The organism is Kosakonia beeri, assembly GCF_054165705.1.
Map to the genome: position 1 here is coordinate 1,366,705 of NZ_CM135106.1, position 25,116 is coordinate 1,391,820.

Consider the following 25,116-nt stretch of genomic DNA (forward strand, 5'->3'; position numbering starts at 1 on the left):
TAAATTATCATGCCGGGTTGAGGCATAACGCCGCACCGCGTGATTTAAGCAAAATTGCGTCCTCTTAAGAGTTGTAATTGTTTGCTTTTCTTTACGTTTATTGACGTCCGGCAGCGTCTGCCAGTGGAAAACGCAACATCACCTGTGTACCGTGCTCCGCTGCCGACGTAATCTCCAGTTCACCCGCCAGTCGCCCGGCGCGTTCACGCATAATACTCAATCCGTAATGGCCGTCCGGCTCTATTGTGCTACGCATTCCAATGCCGTTATCACGAATATAAACGGTATGCAGTCCGTCGGGATCGGTCACACAGCTCACGCTGATTTCGCTGGCATTGGCATGTTTAATCGCGTTGATCACCGCCTCGCGAATAATGTGCAGGACGTTAATTTGTTGCTGCGCGTCCAGCGCCTGGGTCGGCAGGCGGCAATCCAGTGTCAGCCGTGCCTGGGTCTGGCTTTGCAACAGATCCAGCGCTTCGCGCAGCGCTGCCGTTAAGTCGCTTTGCTGTAAAGAGAGGCGAAACGTGGTAAGCAGCTCGCGAAGCTGTTGGTAGGCATTGTTCAGCCCGCGCGAAAAGTCATCAATAATCGTATGCGCGGGCGCGTTGCTCTCCGGCACGGCGCGCTTGAGCAACGCAAGCTGAATGCGCAAATACGACAACATCTGCGCCAGCGAGTCGTGCAGTTCGCGGGCAATGGTGGCGCGCTCCTCCAGGAGGATCAGTTGCTGGTGCTGTTTCTGCGCCTGGTTGATGTACAAGCCGCGGCCAAGAATGGTGGCGATATTGCGCATTAACGGCAGTAAAGCCTGCTGCTCCACGCTTTGCCAGCGCAACTCGCCCAGCACGGTTTCCAGCATATTCACCGGCAGACTGTGCAATGGCTGTTGCGGGTCCCGTACGCCCTGCTGAAGGCACCAGTTTTCGTTCACGCTCAGTTCAAGAAAACTGACCGCTTCATGTTCATAAACAATGTTCAGCACCTGGCGCAGGCAATGTGCGTCAATCTGGCTGGTATTCAGCGCCTGCGAGCACTGGTACATCAGTTCAAGACGTCGGTGTGCTTCGTGGAGGTCCCGCGTTTTCTCGGCAACCGATGCTTCCAGCGAGCGGTACAGTTTTAACAACTCTCCGGACATCCGATCGAATGTTGAGGCCAGCAGCCCCAGCTCATTATCCAGTTGCGTCTTAAGCGGTGGATAAGAGAAGTGTCCCTTCTGGATCTGCTGACTGGCGGTCATCAGTTGTTGCAGAGGAGCCACCACTTGCTGGCGAATGCGGCGCAGGGTAAAGAAGACCAGCGTGAATATCCCGCACGCCCCCAGCAGTGAAATCAATACCACCAGCAGCATTTTGCGTTCGGCATAGTGCTGCAACGCCAGTACGAACAGATCGATATTGCCAACATAATGCTGAATATTTTGCTGGTACCACTGGCGGTCATTGTGGGCCAGGCGCGCATCCATCTCGCGCCATGTTTCGTGCAATTGCCCATAACGCAGTTGCACGTCCTGCGGAATGTACCAGCGCTGCAAGTGCTGCAATACCGGCGAATTCAGCGTTTGCAGGTAGCGCTGGCGGTGTTCAGCGAGCATGGACGGAGCGCTTTGCAGATCGTAACCAAGGCGATAGCTCTGCATGCGCAGCGAACCAGCAATGTTAACGGCTTCTGCATCTTTCAGGCTGCTGGCGAGGGTGGTTAGCGCAACGCCAGTGGAGAGTAAAGAGAGCAGAACAATATAAAAAAACGCCCGGGCAAGGCTGGTTGAAACGGGTTTTTTGACTATCACAGCAGTAGTTTCCAATTCCTGATGTTACCCGCGAGGGACGGCGGTTCGCATAGCCATAGAATGAAATGAGTGTTCAGAAATCCTGAAATAAATTGATCTGCTACAAGTTCGTGACAAATAGATAAACATTATGGGCAATTGAACATTGCCTGGCACCAATAGCCCCGGTAAATACAGGGGATATAAAAATGAGGTTTATTAAACCAGAAAAGAAGGGTGCCATGAATCGTTTTATTATGGCGAATAGCCAGCAGTGTATAGGGTGTCATGCTTGCGAAGTCGCGTGTGTCATGGCGCACAATGATGAGCAACATGTGCTGCACCCGGCGCAATTTCACCCGCGCATTACGGTGATCAAACAGCAACAGCAACGCAGCGCGGTAACATGCCGCCACTGCGAAGCTGCCCCCTGTGCCCGTAGTTGCCCGAATGGCGCGATCGCGCGTGTCGATGATTCTGTGCAGGTTAACCAGCAAAAGTGTATCGGATGTAAAGCCTGTGTGGTGGCCTGCCCGTTTGGCACTATGCAAGTGCTGGTGACTGCCGTTGGCGAGGGCGCGGTAAAAGCCACTGCGCATAAATGTGACCTGTGTGCTGGTCGGGCTGACGGCCCGGCTTGCGTGCAAAACTGCCCGGCGGATGCGTTGCAACTGGTGAATGGTGACGCGCTGGCAGGCATGGCGAAAGCGCGTCGTCTGCGCACTGCCAGCCATGAAGCGCAACCCTGGCACCGCGTTGCCGCGCTGGCCCCGGCGTTTGATGATCGCAAAGTGCGGCAAATGCGCAAGACACCGTCGCGCGGAGAACCCGATAAATTACCGCTGGCGGCCCGCAAAGTGGGCTTCGACGAAATTTATCTGCCGTTTCGCGCCGGACAGGCACACCGCGAAGCAGAGCGCTGCCTGACGTGCGGTGAGCATAGCGTGTGTGAATGGACCTGCCCCTTGCATAACCATATTCCGCAGTGGATCGCGCGGGTGAAAGAGGGCGATATTGCCGCTGCGGTCGAGCTTTCTCATCAAACGAACTGTTTGCCAGAAATTACCGGTCGCGTTTGCCCGCAGGACCGTTTGTGTGAAGGCGCCTGCACCGTGCGCGACGATTATGGCGCGGTCACCATCGGCAATATTGAGCGCTATATCTCCGATCAGGCGCTGGCGCAGGGCTGGCGTCCAGACTTGCGGCAGGTACAAGCGGTAGACAAACGTGTGGCGATTATCGGTGCCGGTCCGGCAGGACTGGCCTGTGCCGATGTACTGGCGCGGCATGGCGTCAGTGCGACGGTGTTCGACCGTCATCCTGAAATTGGCGGGCTGCTGACATTTGGTATCCCGGCCTTCAAACTGGACAAATCGTTACTGGCGCGTCGGCGCGAGATTTTCAGCGCGATGGGCATTCGTTTTGAGCTGAATTGCGAAATTGGTAAAGACATCGCACTCGACACGTTGATCAACGACTTTGATGCGGTATTTGTCGGCGTGGGTACCTACCGTTCGATGAAAGCGGGCCTGCCGAATGAAGATGCGCCGGGCGTATATGATGCGCTGCCCTTCCTGATTGCCAATACCCGGCAATTAATGGGGCTGCCGGAGAGCGCCAATGAACCCTTTATCAACACAGAAGGGCTGAACGTGGTGGTACTGGGCGGTGGCGATACGGCGATGGATTGCGTGCGCACGGCGCTGCGTCACGGTGCCGGTAAAGTGACGTGCGCATACCGCCGCGACGAAGCCAATATGCCCGGCTCGAAAAAAGAGGTGCAAAACGCCCGCGATGAAGGCGCGGCATTCGAGTTCAATGTGCAGCCGGTGGATCTGCAACTGGATAGCGACGGTAAGGTTTGCGGCATTCGCCTGCTGCGTACGCAACTGGGCGAACCGGATGCCAAAGGGCGCCGTCGCCCGGTACCGATTGCCGGTAGTGAATTCGTGATGCCCGCCGATGCCGTGATCATGGCGTTTGGTTTTAACCCGCATGCCATGCCGTGGCTGGAGCAGCAGGGCGTGCGACTGGACGATTGGGGACGGATCGCCGCCGCGGTCGATTCGCGCTATCGCTACCAGACCAGTAATCCGAAAATTTTCGCCGGTGGCGATGCGGTGCGTGGGGCAGATTTGGTGGTGACCGCAATGGCGGAAGGTCGCCATGCCGCGCAGGGAATGATGGACTGGCTTGGCATTACCGCACCCGGTAAACATTAACGGCTTTCGCGACAAAACAGGCTTCACGGCGTACTATGACGTTAAGTTGTTAGCGCTTTGGAGCCTGTATGTCGCTGAAAATTGAAGTTATCAAAGATAAACTCCTCTCTGAAAATTACTTTATCCTGCGCAATATCACCTACGATCTGACCCGTCAGAATGGCGAAGTAGTGCGCCATAAGCGCGAGGTTTACGATCGCGGAAATGGCGCGACAATCCTGCTCTATAACCGTGAAAAGCAGAGCGTGCTGTTGATCCGTCAGTTTCGTATCGCTACCTGGATCAACGGTAATGAAGACGGCCGCTTAATTGAAACCTGCGCCGGTTTGCTGGATGACGATGAGCCAGAAGTTTGCATTCGTAAAGAGGCTATCGAAGAGACCGGGTACGAGGTCGGCGAGGTACAAAAAGTCTTCGAGCTGTATATGTCACCGGGTGGCGTGACGGAATTGGTGCATTTTTTTATTGCTGAATACAGCGATGCGCAGCGCGCGAATAACGGCGGCGGCGTGGAAGATGAAGAGATTGAAATCGTGGAATTGCCCTTCACTCAGGCTTTATCAATGATGGCCCGTGGAGAGATCCGCGATGGCAAGGCGGTGATTTTACTGCAATACTTACAACTCTCCGGGATAATGAACTGAATATTAAGGTCTTTTTGGTCCTTCTTTCACATGAAGCTATCCGACAAATCTGATTGAGCAAGCGAACCGGGGAATAGAAGATGGCGCACGTCTTACATCTATTATTCTTCCGGGGTTGTTCCGTTCATGCGTTATCGCAGTTTATGTTTGCTATTCGGGCTTTTTACCGCGCCGTGGCTGTGGGCTGCGCCTGCACAACAGGCTTTTTCCGACTGGCAGGTCACCTGCAATAACCAGAACTTTTGCGTCGCGCGCAATATTGGCGTGCATAACGGTCTGGTGATGACGCTCGAACGCAGCGCTGGTGCGCGTACCGACGCCACCCTACGTATCGATCTTGGCAGCAAAGACACTCCACCATTAAAAGAACCGCCTATTGCGCCACGCCTGTTGCTTGACGGGCAGCCATTGCCGCTGGCGGGCGAACACTGGCAAATCACGCCCTGGCATTTAATGACTGACAATGCGGGCGGCATTGCCACCTTTTTAAACGTGATCCAGGAAGGGAAGACGATCACCCTGCAAAATGGTAAGGGCTCACTGTCGCTCATTGGCCTCAAAGCAGCACTGCTGTTTATTGATGCGCAACAAAAACGCGTTGGCAGTGAAACGGCGTGGATAAAAAAAGGCGATGAGCCGTCGCTGAGCGTACCTCCGGCCCCCGCGCTGAAGAAGGTAGTACAGACCAATGATATGCCCGCGCCGCTGACGCATAGTCAACTGAACGACTTACTGGATTATGCCAACTGGCGCATGAACAACAGCCAGTGTTCCCTGGATCCAATGCGCCGCCAGGTGCGTGTGACGGCCCTGACGGATGACAAAGCCCTGTTGATCATCGACTGCGAAGCTGGCGCGTATAACACCGTGGAACTGGCGTGGCTGGTTTCCCGGCAAAAGCCCTTTGCCTCGCGCCCCGTTCGTTTGCGTTTGCCGTTCACCCCGGACAATGGCAACGATGAAATGGAACTGATGAACGCGGCTTTTGATGAGAAAACCCGTGAACTGACCACTCTGTCAAAAGGGCGTGGCCTGGTGGATTGCGGTGTGTCGAGCCGCTGGCGTTTTGACGGGCAACGTTTTCGTCTGGTGCGCTACGCTCAGGAACCGACCTGCGATAACTGGCACGGCCCTGATGCCTGGCCAACGCTGTGGGTGACGAGATAAGCGTAACCTCTCTATAATCCCCCCTGGGATTTTGACAGGGAAAACAACAATGAAGCACGTTTATGCACAGTGGGTTGCCGTTTGCCTGCTGTTTTTTGCCGCTGTACCCGTACAGGCGGAACTCAGCAGTACCGATCGCCAGGCCATTACTCAGCAAGTCCAGCACTGGAACAGCTATCTCAATGGTGAGCAGGGCGCGACCGACAGTAATCTTTACGCCGCCCAGGTGCAGTGGTTTGGCCAGAACCTGGCCAGCGATGCGGTGCTCAGCAAACAACGCGATTTCAAACTCCATTCGCCGCAGTACGCGCAGCGGATTATCAGCACGCTCGACATCAACGAAGATGAGACGGGCCAGGTGTGGGTAGAGTTTGTTAAACAGGCGGGTATCACCGCAGACAAGCTGAAAAACTACCCGGCGCAACTGGGGTTTAAAAAAGAAGCGGCGGGCTGGCGTATCCGTGATGAGACGGATTTGCTCACCCGACTGAATCAAAAAGATCCGGCAGCAGAAGGGCGACTTGCCAAAGGCAAATTCGATGGCGTGAATAAAGATGTGGTGTGGGTTACCGCCCGCGATCCAAAAAGCGGTGGCAGCTGCGATATGGACGGCGACTGCCAGTGCTCGTTATGGAGCAGCAATCCTGCGGTTCAACCGGCTATTGTGCCGCAGTGCATTGGCGGCGGCGTTGATGTGCTGTCGACGCTGGATGACAGCGGACGCGATCGGGTCGTTATCTTCCCGGAATGGTGGACCAGTGCCTGGCGTGTGGTTTATGTCTATGACATTCAGCAAGGACAGTGGATCAAAGCGTTACCCCCTTTCCCCATGAATATTAATGTTCAGGAACAGGATGATGCGGCGACGCTGGTTCAGCGCGATCCGCAGCACAGCGGCAGGGTGCTGGTGAAAAAAGCGCTGTGGGACGATAAGCAAGAAGAGATTGTCACACCGCAGGTTAGCGAAGCATTAATCAGCCTGAAATGAACGATAACCACCTCCAGAGGCGGTGGTTTAAAACTGATAATAAAAAAAGCGCCAGCCGGACGGCTGGCGCAGGGACTTATTTTTTCAGTACGGCTTTGGCTTTTGCCACCACGTTTTCGACCGTAAAGCCGAAGTACGGGAAAAGTTTCTCCGCAGGCGCAGATTCGCCGTATCCGGTCATTCCGACAATGGCCCCTTTCAGGCCCACGTATTTGTACCAGTAATCCGCAATGCCGGCTTCCACCGCGACGCGCGCGGCGACATCCGACGGCAGCACGGATTCGCGCCAGGCCTCGTCCTGGGCATCGAAGATGTCGGTAGAGGGCAGGGAAACGACTCGCACTTTATGGCCTTCAGCACTGAGCTGCTCGGCGGCCTTCATGGTGATCTCCATTTCTGAGCCGGTGGCAATCAGGATCAGATCCGGTTTACCGTCGCTGTCTTTGAGGATATACCCCCCACGGCTAATGGCTTGCACCTGCTCCGGGGTTCGCTCCATTTGCGTCAGGTTCTGACGAGACAGGATTAACGCTGTTGGGCCGTGGTGGCGTTCTACCGCCAGTTTCCAGCCCACGGCCGCTTCCACCTGGTCACAGGGGCGCCAGGTACTGAAGTTTGGCGTCAGACGCAGGCTGGCAAGCTGCTCAACAGCCTGGTGCGTCGGGCCATCTTCCCCTAAGCCAATTGAGTCATGGGTATAGACCATAATCTGCCGCGCTTTCATTAGCGCCGCCATGCGCGCGGCGTTACGGGCATATTCCACGAACATCAGGAAGGTGGCGGTATAGGGGATAAACCCCCCGTGATGCGCAATACCGTTGGCAATTGCCGTCATGCCAAACTCACGTACGCCATAATGGATGTAGTTACCGGCAGGATCTTCTTTGAGCGAGGTCGAACCCGACCAGATAGTCAGGTTGCTCGGTGCCAGGTCCGCTGAGCCGCCCAGTAGCTCCGGTAACAGCGGGCCGTAGCTATTAAGAGTGTTTTGTGACGCTTTACGGGTGGCAATTTTTGCCGGGTTAGCTTGCAGATTGTCGATCCATTCGCGCGTCGTTTGTTCCCACCTTTCCGGCAGGCCGCCGCTCATCCGGCGTTTAAATTCGGCGGCGAGATCGGGGTAGGCTTTCTCCCACGCTGCCAGTTTTTCATTCCAGGTTTGCTGGGTTTTGGCGCCGCGTTCACGGGCGTCCCATGCCTGGTAAATCTCTTTCGGGATCTCGAATGCCGGGTATTTCCAGCCCAGCTGCTGGCGGGTCAGTGCCACTTCTTCTTCACCCAGTGCCGCGCCGTGCGACTCCTCTTTCCCGGCTTTGTTTGGTGAGCCAAAACCAATCGTTGTGCGGCAGATGATCAGCGACGGTTTGTCGGTGACGCTTTGCGCCTCAAGGATGGCTTTTTTCACCTCTTCGGCGGAGTGACCGTCGATTTCGCCCACCACATGCCAGTTATAGGCTTCAAAACGTTTGGCCGTGTCGTCGGTAAACCAGCCTTCGGTTTCACCATCAATCGAGATGCCGTTGTGATCGTAAAAACCAATCAGTTTACCCAGCCCCAGCGTGCCTGCCAGCGAGCACACTTCATGCGAGATGCCCTCCATCAGGCAGCCGTCACCCATAAACACATAGGTGTAGTGATCGACAATGTCATGACCCGGGCGGTTGAACTGCGCCGCCAGCGTCCGTTCGGCAATCGCCAGCCCGACGGCATTTGCCAGCCCCTGACCCAGCGGGCCGGTGGTGGTTTCTACGCCAGGCGTATAGCCAATTTCCGGGTGTCCCGGCGTTTTGGAGTGCAACTGGCGGAAGTTTTTCAGCTCCTCAAGCGGCAGATCGTAACCGCTCAGATGCAGCAGGCTGTAGAGCAGCATCGAGGCATGGCCATTCGAGAGAATAAAGCGGTCGCGATCGTACCAGGTGGGATCGGCCGGGTTATGGCGCAGAAAATCATTCCACAGCACTTCGGCAATATCTGCCATCCCCATCGGCGCCCCAGGGTGGCCGGAATTGGCTTTTTGCACCGCGTCCATACTCAGGGCGCGAATGGCGTTAGCAAGCTCTTTACGGGACATAATTCACTCCATGGCAAGGGTTAAAATTTGGCGGCGATCAGATCTTCGAGTTTGCGCTGGTCGACGGCAAACTGGCGAATGCCGTCCGACAGTTTCTCTACCGCCATCGGATCCTGGTTGTGTTCCCAGCGGAATTCCGCTTCACTCAACGGTTCGGGGCGGTGGAAGGTTTGGCGAGATGGCACCAGCTTGCGCTCAACAATGCCTTCCTGGTCCTGCAACTCCTGCAACAGCGCCGGCGAAATGGTCAGGCGGTCGCAGCCAGCCAGCGCGAGGATCTGCTCGGTGCGTCGGAAACTGGCACCCATCACAATGGTCTGATAGCGATGTTGTTTGAAATAATCGTAAATGTTGCGCACGGATTTCACGCCAGGATCTTCATCCACCACATAAGGTTCCAGCGGCTTGCGTTCGTTATACCAGTCGTAAATACGCCCTACGAAAGGCGAAATCAGAAACACGCCAGCTTCGGCACATGCGCGCGCCTGGGCAAACGAGAACAGCAGCGTCAGGTTGCAGTGGATACCCTCTTTTTCCAGCTCTTCCGCCGCGCGGATCCCCTCCCACGTGGCAGCCAGTTTGATCAGAATGCGTGAGGTATCGATCCCTTGCTCTTTGTACAGAGCAACCAGTCGTTTGGCTTTGGCGATGCTTTTAGCTTTGTCGTAAGAGAGGCGGGCATCGACTTCGGTAGAGACTCTCCCCGGCACACTTTTCAGAATTTCCGCACCAAAATTGACCGCCAGTTTGTCGCACGCTTCTGCGACTTGCTGTTCCTGGGTGTCACCGTGCGCTTTGCCAAAGGCGATGGCGTCTTGAATCAGGTGGGCAAAGTGATCGAGTGCGGCGGCCTTCAGCAGCAGAGAGGGGTTGGTCGTGGCATCTTCAGGCTGATAGTGACGGATGGACTCAATGTCGCCGCTGTCCGCTACTACGGTAGTGAATTGTTTAATGCCGTCTAAGTGGTTCATGAAATTAACTCCTTTAAAAGCAGTAGGTTATTGGAGTGCTTTCGTTGGCACTTTTGTGAGGATGAGAGGTGCATAACAAAAAAGCATAGCAGACAGCCCCCTTGCTTGCTGTTAGTGACGGGTAACAAAGATGTGAGTAATTGATAGAAATTTTGTTTATGGAATGGCGAGATTTTGGCTATGTTCAAAGTTTGTCACCGCGACAGAGGCCATACTAGGCGGCGCATCGGGATCGTAATCACGCTTTATCACTCTGAAAGCAACGTGAAAGGAACCTCAAATGGATGACCAGTTAAAACAAAGTGCCCTCGATTTCCACGAATTCCCTCGACCGGGGAAAATTCAGGTTTCCCCGACTAAGCCCCTCGCCACCCAGCGCGATCTGGCGCTGGCCTATTCGCCTGGCGTTGCCGCACCGTGCCTTGAAATCGAAAAGGATCCTCTCGCGGCTTACAAATATACCGCCCGCGGTAATCTGGTGGCGGTGATCTCTAACGGCACCGCGGTGCTGGGCCTTGGCAATATTGGCGCGCTGGCCGGTAAACCGGTGATGGAAGGGAAAGGGGTACTGTTCAAGAAATTTGCCGGTATTGATGTTTTCGATATCGAAGTGGATGAGCAGGATCCGGACAAATTGATCGACGTTGTGGCCGCGCTGGAGCCGACCTTTGGCGGCATCAACCTTGAAGATATCAAAGCGCCGGAGTGTTTCTACATTGAAGCCAAATTGCGCGAACGGATGAATATTCCGGTATTTCATGACGATCAACACGGCACGGCAATTATTAGCACGGCTGCCATTTTGAATGGTTTGCGTGTCGTTGAGAAAAATCTCTCTGATGTGCGCATGGTCGTCTCTGGCGCAGGCGCGGCGGCCATTGCCTGTATGAATCTGCTGGTGGCCCTCGGGATGCAGAAACACAATATTGTGGTCTGCGACTCGAAAGGGGTGATTTACAAAGGGCGTGAGCCCAACATGGCCGAAACCAAAGCCGCATATGCCGTGGACGATGACGGTAAACGCACGCTGGCGGAAGTTGTGGCCGGCGCGGACATCTTCCTCGGCTGTTCCGGGCCAAAAGTTCTGACGCCAGAGATGGTAAAAGAGATGGCGCGCCAGCCGCTGATCCTCGCGCTGGCTAACCCGGAGCCAGAGATCCTGCCCGATTTGGCGAAAGCGGTACGTCCGGATGCCATAATCTGTACTGGCCGTTCTGATTACCCCAACCAGGTGAACAACGTCCTTTGCTTCCCGTTTATTTTCCGTGGCGCGCTGGATGTTGGCGCAACGGCGATCAATGAAGAAATGAAACTGGCGGCGGTGAATGCGATTGCCGAGCTGGCGCATGCTGAACAAAGCGAAGTCGTGGCCTCCGCCTATGGCGATCAGGATCTGAGTTTTGGCCCGGACTACCTGATCCCGAAACCGTTTGATCCGCGCCTGATTGTCAAAATCGCCCCTGCGGTCGCGAAGGCGGCCATGAAATCCGGTGTGGCGACGCGGCCGATTGCCGATTTTGATGCTTATATCGATAAACTTACTGAGTTTGTCTACAAAACCAATCTGTTTATGAAACCGATCTTCTCACAGGCCCGTAATGCGCCGAAGCGCGTGGTGCTGGCCGAGGGGGAAGAGCCGCGTGTACTGCATGCCACGCAGGAACTGGTCACGCTGGGGCTGGCAAAACCGATCCTCATTGGTCGCCCGAGCGTTATTGAAATGCGCATTCAAAAGCTTGGTCTGCAAATTCGCCCGGAAGTGGACTTCGAGATCGTCAATAACGAATCTGACCCGCGCTTTAAAGAGTACTGGACCGAGTACTTTGCCATCATGAAACGCCGTGGGATCACGCAGGAGCAGGCGCAGCGTGCGGTGATCGGCAACACCACCATTATTGGCGCCATCATGGTTCATCGTGGTGAAGCGGACGCGTTAATCTGCGGCACCATTGGCGACTACCATGAACACTTTGGCGTGCTGCAGCAAATCTTTGGCTATCGCGATGGCGTGCATGTGGCCGGGGCGATGAACGCGCTACTGCTGCCAAGCGGCAACACCTTTATTACCGACACTTACGTGAATGAAGATCCTACCGCTGAGCAACTGGCGGAGATCACCCTGCTGGCGGCAGAAACAGTGAGACGCTTTGGCATTGAACCGCGTGTTGCGCTGCTGTCACATTCGCAGTTTGGCTCCTCCAATGCCCCGGCGGCAGTGAAAATGCGTGAGACGCTGGCGCTGGTACGGGAGCGAGCGCCGGAGTTGATGATCGATGGCGAAATGCACGGCGATGCCGCGTTAGATGAAACCATTCGCCACGAGCGTATGCCGGACAGCCCGTTAAAAGGGGCGGCGAATATCCTGATCATGCCGAATGTGGAAGCGGCGCGCATTAGCTATAACCTGCTGCGTGTTTCCAGTTCGGAGGGGGTCACCGTCGGGCCGGTATTGATGGGAGTAGCGAAACCGGTGCATGTCTTAACGCCGATAGCCTCGGTACGCCGTATTGTAAATATGGTCGCGCTGGCGGTCGTTGAAGCGCAAACACAACCGTTGTGATTTTCCATGCTATCCGGCACAGGCTGCCGGATAGCAGCTGGAAAGTTACACCCACTCTCTGACTTTTATAAACTCGCTGAGGGCGGCCTCCGGGCTGCCTTCTGCGGGCTGGTAGTTGTATTCCCAGCGCACCAGCGGCGGCATTGACATCAGAATCGACTCGGTACGCCCGCCCGTTTGCAAACCGAACAGCGTTCCGCGATCCCACACCAGGTTAAACTCCACATAACGCCCACGCCGGTAGAGCTGGAAATCACGCTCGCGTTCGCCATACGGCAGGTCTTTACGCCGCGCCACAATCGGCAGGTAACCCTCGGTATACCCTTTCCCCACGGCCTGCATAAAGGCGAAGCAGTGATCAAAGTCCGGGGTGTTCAGATCGTCAAAAAACAGCCCGCCAATCCCGCGCTGCTCATCCCGGTGTTTGAGGTAGAAGTAATCATCGCACCACTTTTTGTAACGCGGATAGACCTCTTCGCCAAACGGCTGACAGAGATCCCGGGCCGTGCGGTGCCAGTGCTGCGCATCCTCATCAAAACCGTAATAGGGCGTGAGATCGAAACCGCCGCCAAACCACCATACCGGATCGGCGCCGGGTTTTTCGGCAATAAAAAAGCGCACATTAGCGTGGCTGGTCGGCACATAAGGGTTGCTCGGGTGCACCACCAGCGACACGCCCATGGCTTCAAAACTGCGTCCTGCCAGTTCCGGACGGTGTGCAGTGGCGGAGGCGGGCATGGCATCGCCGTGCACATGCGAGAAGTTAACTCCGGCTTGCTCAAACACACTGCCGCCGCGCAATACCCGGCTGCGCCCGCCGCCGCCCGCTTCCCGTTGCCATACGTCCTCGGCGAATTCACTGCCGTCGATGGCGGAAAGCTGGCGACAAATCTCATCCTGCAGCTGTAGCAGGGCTTCTTTTACCGGTTGTACATCGGGTTTCATCCGCGTCTCTTCACATGGGCTTTGTGGTTATCGAACCAGCTAAAGTAACTCAGCACACCATCGGCGATGGCGGTAGCGATCTTCTGGCGAAAGGCCGTGGTGCCGAGCAGCTTCTCCTCCGCCGGGTTGGTGATAAAGGATGTTTCCACCAGTACCGAGGGGATCGACGGGGATTTTAGCACCACAAACGCGGCCTGTTCCGTGCTGCTACTGTGCAGGCGATGCACTGGCTTGATCTGTTTAAGAATGTGCGAGCCCAGCGTCAGGCTGTTTTTAATGGTGTCGGTTTGCACCAAATCGAACAGCACCTGCTGAAGCAGGTGGTCTTTATCTGTCGCTTTTTTACCGGCGACTTCATCGGCGGCGTTTTCTTTATCCGACAAGTATTTCGCCATTGCGCTACTGGCGCCGCGGTTAGAAAGCGCAAAGACCGATGCGCCCGCCGCACTGGGGTTAGTAAAGCCGTCGGCGTGGATCGACATAAACAGATCCGCACCATGCTGGTGGGCAATCTCTACCCGATCATACAACGGGATAAATTTATCGCCGGTGCGCGTCAGGCGAGCGTCTATGCCCTTGGCGCGCAGCTGCGCGCGAACATTTTTGGCGATCGCCAGCACCACGTGCTTCTCTTTTGAGCCGTTATGGCCAATGGCGCCGGTATCAATCCCGCCGTGGCCGGGGTCAAGCATCACAATGCGACGGGCACCGGCTTTTTTCGCTTTTGGCTTACTGTGGCCGGTGGTGGTTTTTAAGGGGGGCTCTTCCCTGGCGATGGCGCGAGACATGCCCGACAATGTCAGTGCGGCCAGACCTGCTTTCAGGATCTGACGACGCGATGTGAGGGTTTTTAAAGGTTTAAAGGTGCTCATACAGCCTGAATTGTATTATCCGTGGTCTTAGGTGTTATATCGTATCGTGTTTGCGGTTACGACAGTCCGTAAGAACTATTGTTTTACTTTTCATTTCAATACGTGACAGAGTGACATTATGCCATTTTTCCTGGTCGATGACGCCGGATATTGGCTACGGCGGCGCTTCGGGCCATAATCGCTATTATCACAGCTAAAAAAGATGGGAAATACCATGGAGATACGCGTTTTTCGCCAGGCAGATTTCGAAGAAGTGATCACCTTGTGGGAGCGTTGTGGTCTGCTGCGCCCCTGGAACGATCCGGAAATGGATATTGAACGCAAAGTGAATCACGATGTGAGTCTGTTCCTGGTAGCAGAAGTGGGTGGCGAAGTGGTCGGCACGGTAATGGGGGGGTACGACGGCCATCGCGGATCGGCCTATTACCTGGGTGTTCATCCTGAATTTCGTGGGCGCGGCATTGCCAATGCGCTGCTCAACCGTCTGGAAAAAAAGCTGATTGCCCGCGGTTGCCCCAAAATTAATCTGATGGTGCGGGAAGAGAACGAGATGGTCATTGGGATGTATGAACGTCTGGGCTATGAGCACGTCGACGCGGTGAGTCTGGGCAAACGTTTGATTGAAGATGAAGAGTACTGATATCCACCCCGCCGATTACGATAGCCACGGTCGCCTAAAACTTTCTTTCCTGTTCTGGTGCGTGTTGTTGTTACAGGCCCGCACCTGGGTGCTGTTTGTGATTGCCGGCGCGTCGCGCGGGCAGGGCGATGCGTTGCTCACCTTGTTTTACCCCGATCATGACGCCTTCTGGCTCGGGCTATTGCCTGGTATGCCTGCGGCGCTGGCGTTTTTACTCAGCGGACGGCGGGCGCGTTTTCCCCAACTCTGGCGCGCGATGTACGTCTTACTGTTGCTGGCGCAGTTGTTGCTGCTGGTCTGGCAGTTCTGGCGCTGGTTTAGCGGCGAAGCCGTTTCAGGCACGGCGTTGGGGCTGGTGATTGCCGATAGTGTGGCATTATGGTGGTGGCTGACTAACCGTCGTCTGCGCGCCTGTTTTACAACAGATGCAGATTAAACGGCACTTTTTATCCTTTAGCGACTCCAACAGGCGTTAAATGAACAAGAAAGGAATGTGTGCATGAAATCCCTGCGTATGGTTATTTGCGTGTTGCCGCTGGCGTTAGCCGGCTGTTCCACGCTCTCCTCTGTGAACTGGTCTGCGGCGTATCCGTGGAACTGGTTTGGTTCGTCCCTTGAGGTTAGCGAAAATGGCGTGGGCACTATCACCGCCAGCACGCCGCTCAGCGAGCAGGCAATTGGCGAGGCATTAAGTGGTTATCATTTGCGCAGCGGCATGAAAACTGAAAAAGGCACCATCGTGCGTTATTTCGAAGCGCTGAAGGATGACCAACTGGCATTGGTGATTAACGGTGAGAACGGGGCCGTAAGTCGCATTGATGTGCTGGACACCGAGGTTGCCAGCGAAAAAGGCGTGAAGATCGGCACACCGTTTACTGACCTGTATGACAAGGCCTTCGGTAACTGCGTGATGGGCAGCGGCGACGACAGCGCCAGCGTGGAATGTAAAGCCCCTGGCAGCCAACATATTAGCTATCTGTTCAGTGGTGCATGGAGCGGCCCGCAAGGGTTAATGCCGTCTGACGACCTGCTGAAACACTGGAAAGTCAGCAAGCTGATTTGGCGCCGTTAATTTGATCGAAACGCGCCGATAAGCGACAGAAAACGAGTACAATGCGGGCATCAATGCCACGGGTGCGTGGCATTTTTCTCAGGAGGAGTGATGTCCCAGGTTCAAAGTGGCATTTTGCCAGAGCATTGCCGTGCGGCAATTTGGATTGAGGCCAGCGTAAACGGGGACACAGATGCCCTGCGCGCAGGTTGTAAAGCGTTTGCCGATAAACTGGCAACGTTTCAGGTTAAATTCCCCGATGCGGCTCTCGGCGCGGTGGTGGCTTTTGGCGACCGCGTCTGGCGCGAACTGAGCGGCGGCGAAGGGGCTGAGGAGCTGAAAGCCTTCCCGGGTTATGGGAAAGGGCTGGCCCCGGCAACGCAGCACGATGTGCTGTTCCATATTCTTTCGTTACGTCATGACGTTAACTTTTCGGTGGCGCAGGCCGCACTGGACGCTTTTGGCGATGTGCTTAGCGTGAAAGAAGAAACCCATGGTTTCCGTTGGGTGGAAGATCGCGATCTCAGCGGCTTTGTTGATGGCACGGAAAACCCGGCAGGCGAAGAGAAACGCCGTGAGGTGGCGATTATTCAAACGGGGGTTGACGCCGGTGGCAGCTACGTGATGGTGCAGCGCTGGGAACATAACCTGAAGCAGCTTAACCGCATGAGTGTGGGCGACCAGGAGATGATGATTGGCCGTACCAAAGAGGCCAACGAAGAGCTCGACGGCGATGCGCGCCCGCTCACATCTCATCTAACCCGCGTTGATTTGAAAGAAGATGGCAAGGGACTGAAAATTGTCCGCCAGAGTCTGCCTTACGGCACCGCCAGCGGCACGCACGGTCTCTATTTTTGCACCTATTGTGCCCGCCTTTATAATATTGAGCAGCAACTGTTAAGTATGTTTGGCGATACCGACGGTAAGCGCGACGCAATGCTGCGTTTCACCCGCCCGGTCACGGGCGGATATTATTTCGCGCCCTCTCTCAACAGACTGCTGACGCTGTAGTTTTACACCGCACAACAGCAAGGCCGGGCAAGGCTGCAACTGCCCGGCATACTCCCTTCTGCTTATATTCTTTTCTGATTCCAAATCACCAATTGGTATATAAAACCGTTACTGGTTTCATGCGCGTTATAAATAAACTGATGGTCGAAGAGTCATCAGCTTATAAAGGTGCGCAATGGCCGTTAACTTACTTAAAAAAGGATATCTGACGCTGGCAGCCATGACGCTGTGTGTTGCGCAGGCGCAGTCGACGGAACTGCTTAATAGCTCCTACGACGTTTCTCGTGAGCTTTTTGCGGCGCTCAATACGCTGTTTGAACAGCAGTGGGCTAAAGATAACGCAGGCGATAAGCTGACGATCAAGCAATCCCATGCCGGTTCCTCAAAGCAGGCGCTGGCTATTCTGCAAGGCCTTAAGGCCGATGTTGTGACCTATAACCAGGTGACCGATGTGCAGATCCTGCATGACAAAGGTAACCTGATCCCGGCGAACTGGCAGAGCCGTTTACCGAACAACAGTTCACCGTTCTATTCGACCATGGCGTTCCTGGTACGCAAAGGCAACCCGAAAAATATCCACGACTGGAACGACCTGGTGCGTTCTGACGTGAAGCTGATCTTCCCGAACCCAAAAACCTCCGGCAACGCACGCTACACCTACCTGGCGGCGTGGGGGGCAGCCGAGCAGGCGGAGGGTGGCGATAACGCCAAAACGCAGCAGTTTATGACCCAGTTTTTGAAAAACGTTGAAGTGTTTGATACCGGCGGGCGCGGTGCGACTACCACTTTTGTTGAGCGCGGCCTTGGCGATGTGCTGATCTCCTTCGAGTCTGAAGTAAATAATATCAGCAAGCAGTATGCAGCCCAGGGATTTGAAGTGGTGGTGCCGAAGGTCAACATTCTGGCTGAGTTCCCGGTCGCGTGGGTGGATAAAAACGTGAAAGCCAACGGCACAGAAAAAGCGGCGAAAGCCTATCTCAACTGGCTGTATTCCCCACAGGCGCAGACCATTATTACGGATTACTACTACCGTGTGAACAACCCTGATGTCATGGCAAAACTGAGCGATAAGTTCCCGCAGACGGCGTTATTCCGCGTGGAAGAGAAGTTTGGTTCATGGCCGGAAGTGATGAAAACCCATTTCGCCAGTGGCGGCGAGCTGGACAAGTTACTGGCGGCGGGGCGTAAGTAATGTTTGCAGGAGCGGCTAAACGTGTCTTGCCCGGTTTCGGTTTAAGCCTGGGCAGCAGCCTGTTTTTTGTGTGCCTGGTGTTGCTGTTGCCGTTGAGCGCGCTGGTGATGCAACTGGCGCAGATGAGCTGGGGGCAGTACTGGGAGGTGATTTCGAACCCGCAGGTGGTGGCGGCGTACAAAGTCACACTGCTGTCTGCGTTTGTCGCCTCGGTGTTTAATGGCGTGTTCGGCCTGTTGATGGCCTGGATCCTTACTCGCTACCGCTTTCCTGGCCGCACGTTGCTGGATGCATTAATTGATCTGCCTTTTGCATTGCCGACAGCGGTTGCCGGGCTGACGCTGGCGTCTCTGTTTTCAGTGAACGGTTTCTACGGTGAATGGCTGGCGAAGTTCGATATTAAAGTGACCTACACCTGGCTGGGGATCGCCGTGGCGATGGCGTTTACCAGCATTCCCTTTGTGGTGCGCACCATTCAACCGGTACTGGAAGAACTGGGGCCGGAATATGAAGAAGCGGCGGAAACGCTGGGTGCAACGCGCTGGCAGAGTTTTCGCAAAGTGGTCTTACCGGAGCTTTCTCCGGCGTTGATAGCCGGTGTGGCGCTCTCTTTTACCCGCAGCCTGGGCGAATTCGGTGCGGTGATTTTTATCGCCGGGAATATTGCCTGGAAGACGGAAGTGACCTCGCTGATGATTTTTGTCCGGTTGCAGGAGTTTGACTACCCGGCCGCCAGCGCGATTGCGTCTGTAATCCTTGCTGCTTCATTGCTGCTGCTGTTCTCCATTAACACTTTGCAAAGTCGCTTTGGCCAGCGTGTGGTAGGTCACTAATGGCGGAAATAACTGAATTGAAACGCTACGACAAATCTCAGGTGAACTGGGGTAAATGGTTGTTGATTGGCGCGGGTATTCTGCTCTCTGCCTTTATCCTCGTCGTGCCGATGATTTACATCTTCGTGCAGGCGTTCAGTAAAGGGCTGGCGCCAGTGCTGCAAAACCTGGCCGATGCCGACATGCTGCATGCTATCTGGCTCACGGTATTGATTGCGTTGATCACGGTGCCGGTGAACCTGGTGTTTGGTACGTTGCTGGCATGGCTGGTGACGCGGTTTAATTTCCCCGGCCGCCAGTTGCTGTTGACGCTGCTCGATATTCCGTTTGCGGTATCGCCAGTGGTCGCCGGTCTGGTATATCTGCTGTTTTACGGCTCCAATGGGCCGCTCGGTGGCTGGCTGGACGAACACAACCTGCAAATTATGTTCGCATGGCCCGGTATGGTACTGGTGACAGTGTTTGTAACCTGCCCGTTCGTGGTACGTGAGCTGGTGCCGGTGATGTTGAGTCAGGGCAGCCAGGAAGATGAAGCAGCTATTCTGCTGGGCGCGTCCGGCTGGCAGATGTTCCGGCGTGTGACGCTGCCGAACATCCGTTGGGCGCTGCTCTACGGCGTGGTGTTGACCAACGCCCGTGCGATTGGCGAGTTTGGTGCGGTGTCGGTGGTTTCCGGTTCGATTCGCGGCGAAACGTTGTCGCTGCCGTTGCAGATTGAATTACTGCAGCAGGATTACAATACGGTCGGTTCGTTTACCGCCGCGGGCCTGCTGACCCTGATGGCTATTTTGACGCTGTTTTTGAAGAGTGCGGTGCAGTGGCGTTTGAACAATCAGGAAAAACGCCAGCAACAGGAGGGAAATCATGAGCATTGAGATTGCCAATATTAAGAAGTCTTTTGGTCGCACCCAGGTGCTGAATGATATCTCGCTGGATATCCCTTCCGGGCAAATGGTGGCGTTGCTGGGGCCGTCCGGTTCCGGTAAGACCACATTGCTGCGCATTATTGCCGGTCTGGAGCACCAGACCAGCGGTCGCATTCGTTTTCACGGTACCGATGTCAGCCGGTTGCATGCCCGCGAGCGCCGCGTAGGTTTTGTGTTTCAGCATTATGCGCTGTTTCGCCATATGACGGTGTTCGACAATATTGCTTTCGGGCTGACGGTGTTGCCGCGGCGCGAACGACCGAATGCGGCTGCCATCAAAGCCAAAGTGATGAAGTTACTGGAAATGGTGCAGCTTGCACACCTGGCCGATCGCTTCCCGGCTCAACTTTCTGGCGGACAGAAGCAGCGTGTTGCCCTGGCGCGTGCGCTGGCGGTAGAGCCGCAAATTCTGCTGCTGGATGAACCCTTTGGCGCGCTGGATGCGCAGGTGCGTAAAGAGCTGCGTCGCTGGCTGCGTCAGCTTCATGAAGAGCTGAAATTTACCAGTGTGTTTGTCACTCATGACCAGGAAGAGGCCACTGAAGTGGCGGACCGCGTGGTCGTAATGAGCCAGGGTAATATTGAACAGGCCGATGCGCCGGATCAGGTCTGGCGTGAGCCAGCGACCCGTTTTGTGCTGGAATTCATGGGTGAGGTTAATCGCCTGAAAGGAACGGTGCGTGGCGGGCAATTCCATGTTGGCGCACACCGCTGGCCGCTGGGATATACGCCTTCTTATCAGGGCGAGGTGGATTTGTTCCTGCGCCCGTGGGAAGTGGACGTTAGTCGGCGCACCAGTCTTGATTCACCGTTGCCGGTACAGGTGCTGGAAGCCAGCCCGAAAGGGCACTACACGCAGTTAGTTGTGCAGCCGCTGGGCTGGAACCCGGACCCGCTCACCGTGGTTATGCGTGATGAGCCGGCTCCGGTGCGCGGCGAGCGGCTGTTCGTCGGCTTGCAGAATGCGCGCCTGTATAACGGTAACGAACGTATTGAAGCCGCGCAGACGCTTGCTCTGGCGGAATCTGCCTGATAGGTTAGTCAGCATGTCTATCGCCCGGTGGCGCTTTGCTTACCGGGCCTACAATCTCTACATAGCTTTGTAGGCCGGGTACGCGTAGCGTCACCCGGCTTTTTTATTGAGCGAAAATCGTGAACACATTAGAACAAACCATTGGCCATACGCCGCTGGTCAAACTACAACGTCTGACACCGGGTAACGGCAGTGAAATCTGGGTCAAGCTTGAAGGAAATAACCCCGCAGGATCGGTTAAAGATCGTGCTGCATTGTCGATGATAGTGCAGGCGGAAAAACGCGGCGAAATTAAGCCTGGCGATGTGTTGATTGAAGCGACCAGCGGCAATACGGGAATTGCGCTGGCGATGATTGCGGCACTGAAAGGCTACCGGATGAAGTTGCTAATGCCAGACAACATGAGTCAGGAGCGGCGCGCAGCTATGCGGGCCTACGGAGCTGAACTGGTGCTGGTCAGCAAAGAGCAGGGGATGGAAGGTGCACGCGACCTTGCACTGGCAATGGCGCAACGCGGCGAAGGCAAGCTGCTCGATCAGTTCAACAATCCCGATAACCCTTATGCCCACTACACCACCACCGGCCCGGAAATCTGGCAACAGAGCGGCGGGCGCATAACCCATTTTGTCTCCAGCATGGGCACGACGGGCACCATTACCGGCGTCTCGCGCTTTTTGCGCGAGCAGAACAAACCGGTGACCATTGTCGGCCTGCAACCGGAAGAGGGCAGCAGCATCCCGGGGATTCGTCGCTGGCCCACAGAGTATATGCCCGGCATTTTTAACGCCGCTTTGGTTGATGAGGTGCTGGATATCCATCAGCGTGAGGCGGAAAATACCATGCGTGCACTGGCGGTGAAGGAGGGGATCTTCTGCGGCGTCAGTTCCGGCGGTGCCGTTGCAGGGGCTTTACGCATCGCGAAAGCGAATGCCGGTGCGGTGGTCGTGGCGATTATCTGCGATCGTGGCGATCGCTACCTCTCCACCGGTGTGTTTGGAGAAGAGAGTTATTCGCAGGGCGCGGGGATTTAACCCGTAAAGGAGACGTAATGGAGATGATCCTGTTCAGGGACAAAACCCGGGCGCAGCAGGCCGATATTGTGGCAGTGCAGTCGCAGGTTGTGTATGGCAGCGTAGGTAACAGCATTGCGGTACCCAATATTCGTCAGCACCAGTTGAATGTTTTGGCGGTGCCGACGGTGCTGTTCAGTAACACGCCGCACTATGACACCTTTTACGGCGGTGTTATCCCTGATGAGTGGTTCAGCGGTTATTTACGGGCGCTGGAAGAGCGCGACGTTTTGCGTGACGTCAAAGCCGTCACCACTGGCTATATGGGGAGCGCCAGCCAGATAAAATTGCTGGCGCAGTGGCTCATGACGCTGCGAGAAAAGCATCCGCAACTGACGATTCTGGTTGACCCGGTAATTGGCGATACGGACAGCGGCATCTATGTTAAACCGGAAATCCCCCAGGCCTATTGCGACCATTTGTTGCCGCTCGCGCAGGGTATCACGCCGAATGTGTTCGAGCTGGAGGTGTTAAGTGGTAAACCATGCCGGGATCTGCAAAGTGCCATTGAGGCGGCGCAGGGGCTGTTATCAGAAACATTGCACTGGGTGGCGATCACCAGTGCGCCCGTGGATGTGGATGACGGGCAAATTCATGTGGTTTTGGTGACGGCAAGCGGGGTGACCATCAGCGGTTATCCGCGCGTGGCAACGGAGTTAAAAGGCACGGGCGATCTGTTTTGTTCTGAGCTGGTGAGCGGCATTGTACAGGGTAAGTCGCTTGATGAGGCCGTGCGCGCAGCGGGAGAACGGGTAGTCGATGTGATGGGATATACCCTTGAGAAGGGTTACGACGAGCTGATCCTGCCGACGCGATAAAAAAAGGCGCCTTGCGGCGCCTTTTTTTATATGTGGTGAGCTTACTTCTTGATGCGGATCACCGGGGTTTCGCCCACGGTCACGCTACCAGACAGCTTGATCAGCTCTTTGATTTCATCCATGTTGGAGATAACAACCGGCGTCAGGGTAGACTTGGCTTTTTCTTCCAGCAGGGCCAGATCAAATTCGATTACCGGATCGCCAACTTTAACGCGCTGGCCTTCTTCCGCGATACGTTTGAAACCTTCGCCTTTCAGTTCAACAGTATCGATACCAAAGTGAACGAACAGCTCGATGCCGCTATCGGACTCGATAGAGAAGGCATGGTTGGTTTCAAAGATTTTGCCGATAGTGCCGTCAACCGGAGCTACCATTTTATTGCCGGTCGGTTTGATAGCAATGCCATCACCAACGATTTTCTCAGCGAAAACAACATCAGGTACATCTTCAATGTTAACGATTTCGCCAGAAAGCGGGGCAATAATCTCAATGGTTCCGGTGTCTTTTTTATCATCAGAAACCAGAGATTTCAGTTTATCGAACAAACCCATGATCTTCTCCTAAGCAGTAATTTGGGCCGCATCTCGTGGATTAGCAGATTGTTTTTTCTTCAATGAACTTGTTAACCAGCGTCATTAACTCGTCCGTTGTCGGTTGAGCAAGAGCCTGCTCTGCTAACACCTTCGCATCTTCGAAGTTCGTGTTACGAATGATCTTCTTAATGCGCGGGATAGAAATGGCACTCATACTGAATTCATCCAGACCCATCCCCAGCAACAGAAGTGTAGCACGTTCGTCGCCAGCAAGCTCACCACACATGCCAGTCCATTTGCCTTCAGCATGAGAAGCATCAATAACTTGCTTGATCAAAGTGAGTACGGACGGTGACATCGGCTGGTAAAGATGTGAAATCATATCATTACCACGGTCAACTGCCAGAGTGTACTGCGTTAAATCATTGGTACCGATACTAAAGAAATCAACTTCTTTCGCCAGATGGCGAGCAATTGTCGCAGCGGCAGGGGTTTCCACCATTACGCCAATTTCAATCGTTTCGTCGAAGGCTTTGCCTTCATCGCGCAGTTCCTGTTTGTAGATCTCAATCTCTTTCTTCAGTGCACGCACTTCTTCAACAGAGATGATCATCGGGAACATAATACGCAGTTTGCCGAAAGCCGAAGCACGCAGGATAGCGCGAACCTGATCGCGAAGGATCTCTTTACGATCCATGGCGATACGCACTGCGCGCCAGCCAAGGAACGGGTTCTCTTCTTTCGGGAAGTTCATGTACGGCAATTCTTTATCGCCGCCAATGTCCATGGTACGCACGATAACAGCCTGTGAGCCACACGCTTCAGCTACCGCTTTATAGGCGTCGAACTGCTCTTCTTCAGTCGGCAGCGCGTCGCGATCCATAAACAGGAATTCGGTACGGTACAGGCCAACACCTTCAGCGCCATTGCGCTCCGCGCCCGCGATATCGCGAACGGTACCGATGTTGGCGCAGACTTCAACCTGATGGCCATCAAGGGTGATTGCCGGCAGATCTTTGAGTTTCGCCAGTTCGGCTTTCTCTTCGGCGACCTGAGCCTGCGCAGCGCGCAGTGTCTCGATCTCTTCATCGCTCGGGTTGACGTAAACTTTGTTGTTTACGGCATCGAGGATCAGATAGTCGTCATTTTTAACCTGAGCGGTAACGCTACTGGTACCCACAATCGCTGGCAGCTCAAGGGAACGCGCCATGATGGATGTATGGGAAGTACGGCCGCCAAGATCGGTGATAAAACCGAGCACTTTTTTCAGGTTCAGCTGTGCGGTTTCTGACGGCGTCAGATCCACAGCAACCAGGATCACTTCGTCCTGAATTGCGCTGAGGTCGATAATCGGCATACCCAGAATATTGCGCAGCAGGCGTTTACCGATGTCGCGCACGTCAGCTGCGCGCTCTTTCAGGTATTCGTCGTCCAGCTCTTCCAGGGCAGTTGCCTGACCTTCGATAACTTCATGCGCCGCAGCATCGGCAGTCATGCTCTTATCTTTAATCAGGGCTATGATTTCCTGCTCCAGCTCCTCATCTTCGAGCAGCATGATGTGCCCTTCAAAGATGGCTTCTTTTTCTTCACCGAAAGTTTCACCCGCTTTCGTTTTGATCGCTTCCAGCTGTGCCGATGCCTTGGCACGACCGCTCAGGAAACGCTCAACTTCCTGGTCAACCTTGTCGGCAGAAATTTTCTTCCGGTCGATGACGATCTCGTCTTCTTTCAGCAACAATGCCTTGCCGAAAGCGATACCCGGGGATGCTAAAATGCCTGAAATCATAACCCTACCTTT

The 25,116-nt window shown here is 54.9% G+C and carries 22 protein-coding genes; 15 read left to right on the forward strand and 7 right to left on the reverse strand.

Annotation, left to right across the window (positions count from 1 at the left end; translation table 11 throughout):
• Positions 1-97: 97 nt before the first annotated feature.
• Entirely contained in the window at positions 98-1,792 is a 1,695-nt protein-coding gene (gene narQ, locus ACUY4S_RS06640) for a nitrate/nitrite two-component system sensor histidine kinase NarQ (RefSeq protein ID WP_458022250.1), read from the reverse strand.
• A 221-nt stretch (positions 1,793-2,013) separates the two neighbouring features.
• Between narQ and aegA the strand changes: the two genes are divergently transcribed.
• The 4 genes from aegA to ACUY4S_RS06660 all read left to right on the forward strand — a co-directional run bounded on the left by aegA (position 2,014) and on the right by ACUY4S_RS06660 (position 6,792).
• Entirely contained in the window at positions 2,014-3,993 is a 1,980-nt protein-coding gene (gene aegA / locus ACUY4S_RS06645) for a formate-dependent uric acid utilization protein AegA (protein WP_312690575.1), read from the forward strand.
• Between the two features lie 68 nt (positions 3,994-4,061).
• The gene (gene nudK / locus ACUY4S_RS06650) at positions 4,062-4,637 is read left to right on the forward strand and encodes a GDP-mannose pyrophosphatase NudK (protein ID WP_312690574.1); all 576 of its coding nucleotides are present in this window, start codon (positions 4,062-4,064) and stop codon (positions 4,635-4,637) included.
• A gap of 126 nt (positions 4,638-4,763) precedes the next feature.
• Positions 4,764-5,804: a DUF1176 domain-containing protein gene (locus ACUY4S_RS06655; RefSeq protein WP_458022186.1), complete on the forward strand. Its 1,041-nt coding sequence runs from the start codon at positions 4,764-4,766 to the stop codon at positions 5,802-5,804.
• Between the two features lie 49 nt (positions 5,805-5,853).
• Positions 5,854-6,792: a hypothetical protein gene (locus ACUY4S_RS06660; protein ID WP_312690570.1), complete on the forward strand. Its 939-nt coding sequence runs from the start codon at positions 5,854-5,856 to the stop codon at positions 6,790-6,792.
• A gap of 76 nt (positions 6,793-6,868) precedes the next feature.
• Here ACUY4S_RS06660 and tkt read toward each other — a convergent pair whose 3' ends face one another.
• A complete protein-coding gene (gene tkt / locus ACUY4S_RS06665) occupies positions 6,869-8,863 on the reverse strand; it encodes a transketolase (RefSeq protein WP_312690568.1) in 1,995 nt (664 codons plus the stop codon).
• 20 nt (positions 8,864-8,883) lie between these two features.
• Entirely contained in the window at positions 8,884-9,834 is a 951-nt protein-coding gene (tal, locus tag ACUY4S_RS06670) for a transaldolase (RefSeq protein WP_312690566.1), read from the reverse strand.
• Positions 9,835-10,114: 280 nt separating this feature from the next.
• Here tal and maeB point away from each other — a divergent pair, with 280 nt between their 5' ends.
• On the forward strand, positions 10,115-12,394 hold the full coding sequence (maeB, locus tag ACUY4S_RS06675; protein WP_312690564.1) for an NADP-dependent oxaloacetate-decarboxylating malate dehydrogenase: 2,280 nt from the start codon (positions 10,115-10,117) through the stop codon (positions 12,392-12,394).
• Positions 12,395-12,439: 45 nt separating this feature from the next.
• Here the strand turns inward: maeB and hemF are convergent, their stop codons facing one another.
• Together hemF and amiA are read right to left on the reverse strand one after the other, a co-directional pair.
• Positions 12,440-13,339, reverse strand: coding sequence for an oxygen-dependent coproporphyrinogen oxidase (hemF, locus tag ACUY4S_RS06680; protein ID WP_312690562.1), 900 nt, complete (start codon positions 13,337-13,339; stop codon positions 12,440-12,442).
• Positions 13,336-14,211, reverse strand: a complete 876-nt coding sequence (gene amiA / locus ACUY4S_RS06685) for an N-acetylmuramoyl-L-alanine amidase AmiA (RefSeq protein ID WP_312690561.1) — start codon at positions 14,209-14,211, stop codon at positions 13,336-13,338. Before amiA ends, hemF begins: the two co-directional genes overlap by 4 nt.
• A 214-nt stretch (positions 14,212-14,425) precedes the next feature.
• Here amiA and ACUY4S_RS06690 point away from each other — a divergent pair, with 214 nt between their 5' ends.
• The 10 genes from ACUY4S_RS06690 (at position 14,426) to pdxK (ending at position 22,785) form a co-directional block, all read left to right on the forward strand.
• Positions 14,426-14,851 carry a GNAT family acetyltransferase gene (locus ACUY4S_RS06690; RefSeq protein ID WP_312690559.1) on the forward strand — a complete coding sequence of 142 codons (426 nt, stop codon included), beginning with the start codon at positions 14,426-14,428 and terminating at the stop codon, positions 14,849-14,851.
• Positions 14,838-15,287: a DUF2919 domain-containing protein gene (locus tag ACUY4S_RS06695; protein ID WP_458022185.1), complete on the forward strand. Its 450-nt coding sequence runs from the start codon at positions 14,838-14,840 to the stop codon at positions 15,285-15,287. The genes ACUY4S_RS06690 and ACUY4S_RS06695 overlap by 14 nt, the downstream gene beginning before the upstream one ends.
• Positions 15,288-15,350: 63 nt before the next feature.
• Positions 15,351-15,923: an RpoE-regulated lipoprotein gene (locus tag ACUY4S_RS06700; protein WP_458022184.1), complete on the forward strand. Its 573-nt coding sequence runs from the start codon at positions 15,351-15,353 to the stop codon at positions 15,921-15,923.
• A gap of 90 nt (positions 15,924-16,013) precedes the next feature.
• Positions 16,014-16,913 (forward strand): Dyp-type peroxidase, encoded by a 900-nt coding sequence (locus ACUY4S_RS06705; RefSeq protein WP_458022183.1) that lies wholly within the window; start codon positions 16,014-16,016, stop codon positions 16,911-16,913.
• Positions 16,914-17,088: 175 nt separating this feature from the next.
• Positions 17,089-18,105, forward strand: coding sequence for a sulfate ABC transporter substrate-binding protein (locus ACUY4S_RS06710; RefSeq protein WP_458022182.1), 1,017 nt, complete (start codon positions 17,089-17,091; stop codon positions 18,103-18,105).
• A complete protein-coding gene (cysT, locus tag ACUY4S_RS06715; RefSeq protein ID WP_312690549.1) occupies positions 18,105-18,938 on the forward strand; it encodes a sulfate/thiosulfate ABC transporter permease CysT in 834 nt (277 codons plus the stop codon). The genes ACUY4S_RS06710 and cysT overlap by 1 nt, the downstream gene beginning before the upstream one ends.
• Positions 18,938-19,813, forward strand: a complete 876-nt coding sequence (gene cysW, locus ACUY4S_RS06720) for a sulfate/thiosulfate ABC transporter permease CysW (RefSeq protein ID WP_458022181.1) — start codon at positions 18,938-18,940, stop codon at positions 19,811-19,813. Before cysT ends, cysW begins: the two co-directional genes overlap by 1 nt.
• Positions 19,803-20,897, forward strand: a complete 1,095-nt coding sequence (cysA, locus tag ACUY4S_RS06725; RefSeq protein WP_312690545.1) for a sulfate/thiosulfate ABC transporter ATP-binding protein CysA — start codon at positions 19,803-19,805, stop codon at positions 20,895-20,897. Before cysW ends, cysA begins: the two co-directional genes overlap by 11 nt.
• A gap of 119 nt (positions 20,898-21,016) precedes the next feature.
• Positions 21,017-21,928: a cysteine synthase CysM gene (gene cysM, locus ACUY4S_RS06730; RefSeq protein WP_458022180.1), complete on the forward strand. Its 912-nt coding sequence runs from the start codon at positions 21,017-21,019 to the stop codon at positions 21,926-21,928.
• A 17-nt stretch (positions 21,929-21,945) separates the two neighbouring features.
• Complete coding sequence (gene pdxK, locus ACUY4S_RS06735; protein WP_312690542.1) at positions 21,946-22,785, forward strand: pyridoxine/pyridoxal/pyridoxamine kinase; 840 nt, start codon at positions 21,946-21,948, stop codon at positions 22,783-22,785.
• Positions 22,786-22,826: 41 nt separating this feature from the next.
• Here pdxK and crr read toward each other — a convergent pair whose 3' ends face one another.
• Positions 22,827-23,336: a PTS glucose transporter subunit IIA gene (crr, locus tag ACUY4S_RS06740; RefSeq protein ID WP_049841435.1), complete on the reverse strand. Its 510-nt coding sequence runs from the start codon at positions 23,334-23,336 to the stop codon at positions 22,827-22,829.
• A 40-nt stretch (positions 23,337-23,376) separates the two neighbouring features.
• Positions 23,377-25,104 carry a phosphoenolpyruvate-protein phosphotransferase PtsI gene (gene ptsI, locus ACUY4S_RS06745; RefSeq protein WP_312690540.1) on the reverse strand — a complete coding sequence of 576 codons (1,728 nt, stop codon included), beginning with the start codon at positions 25,102-25,104 and terminating at the stop codon, positions 23,377-23,379.
• Positions 25,105-25,116 lie beyond the last annotated feature (12 nt).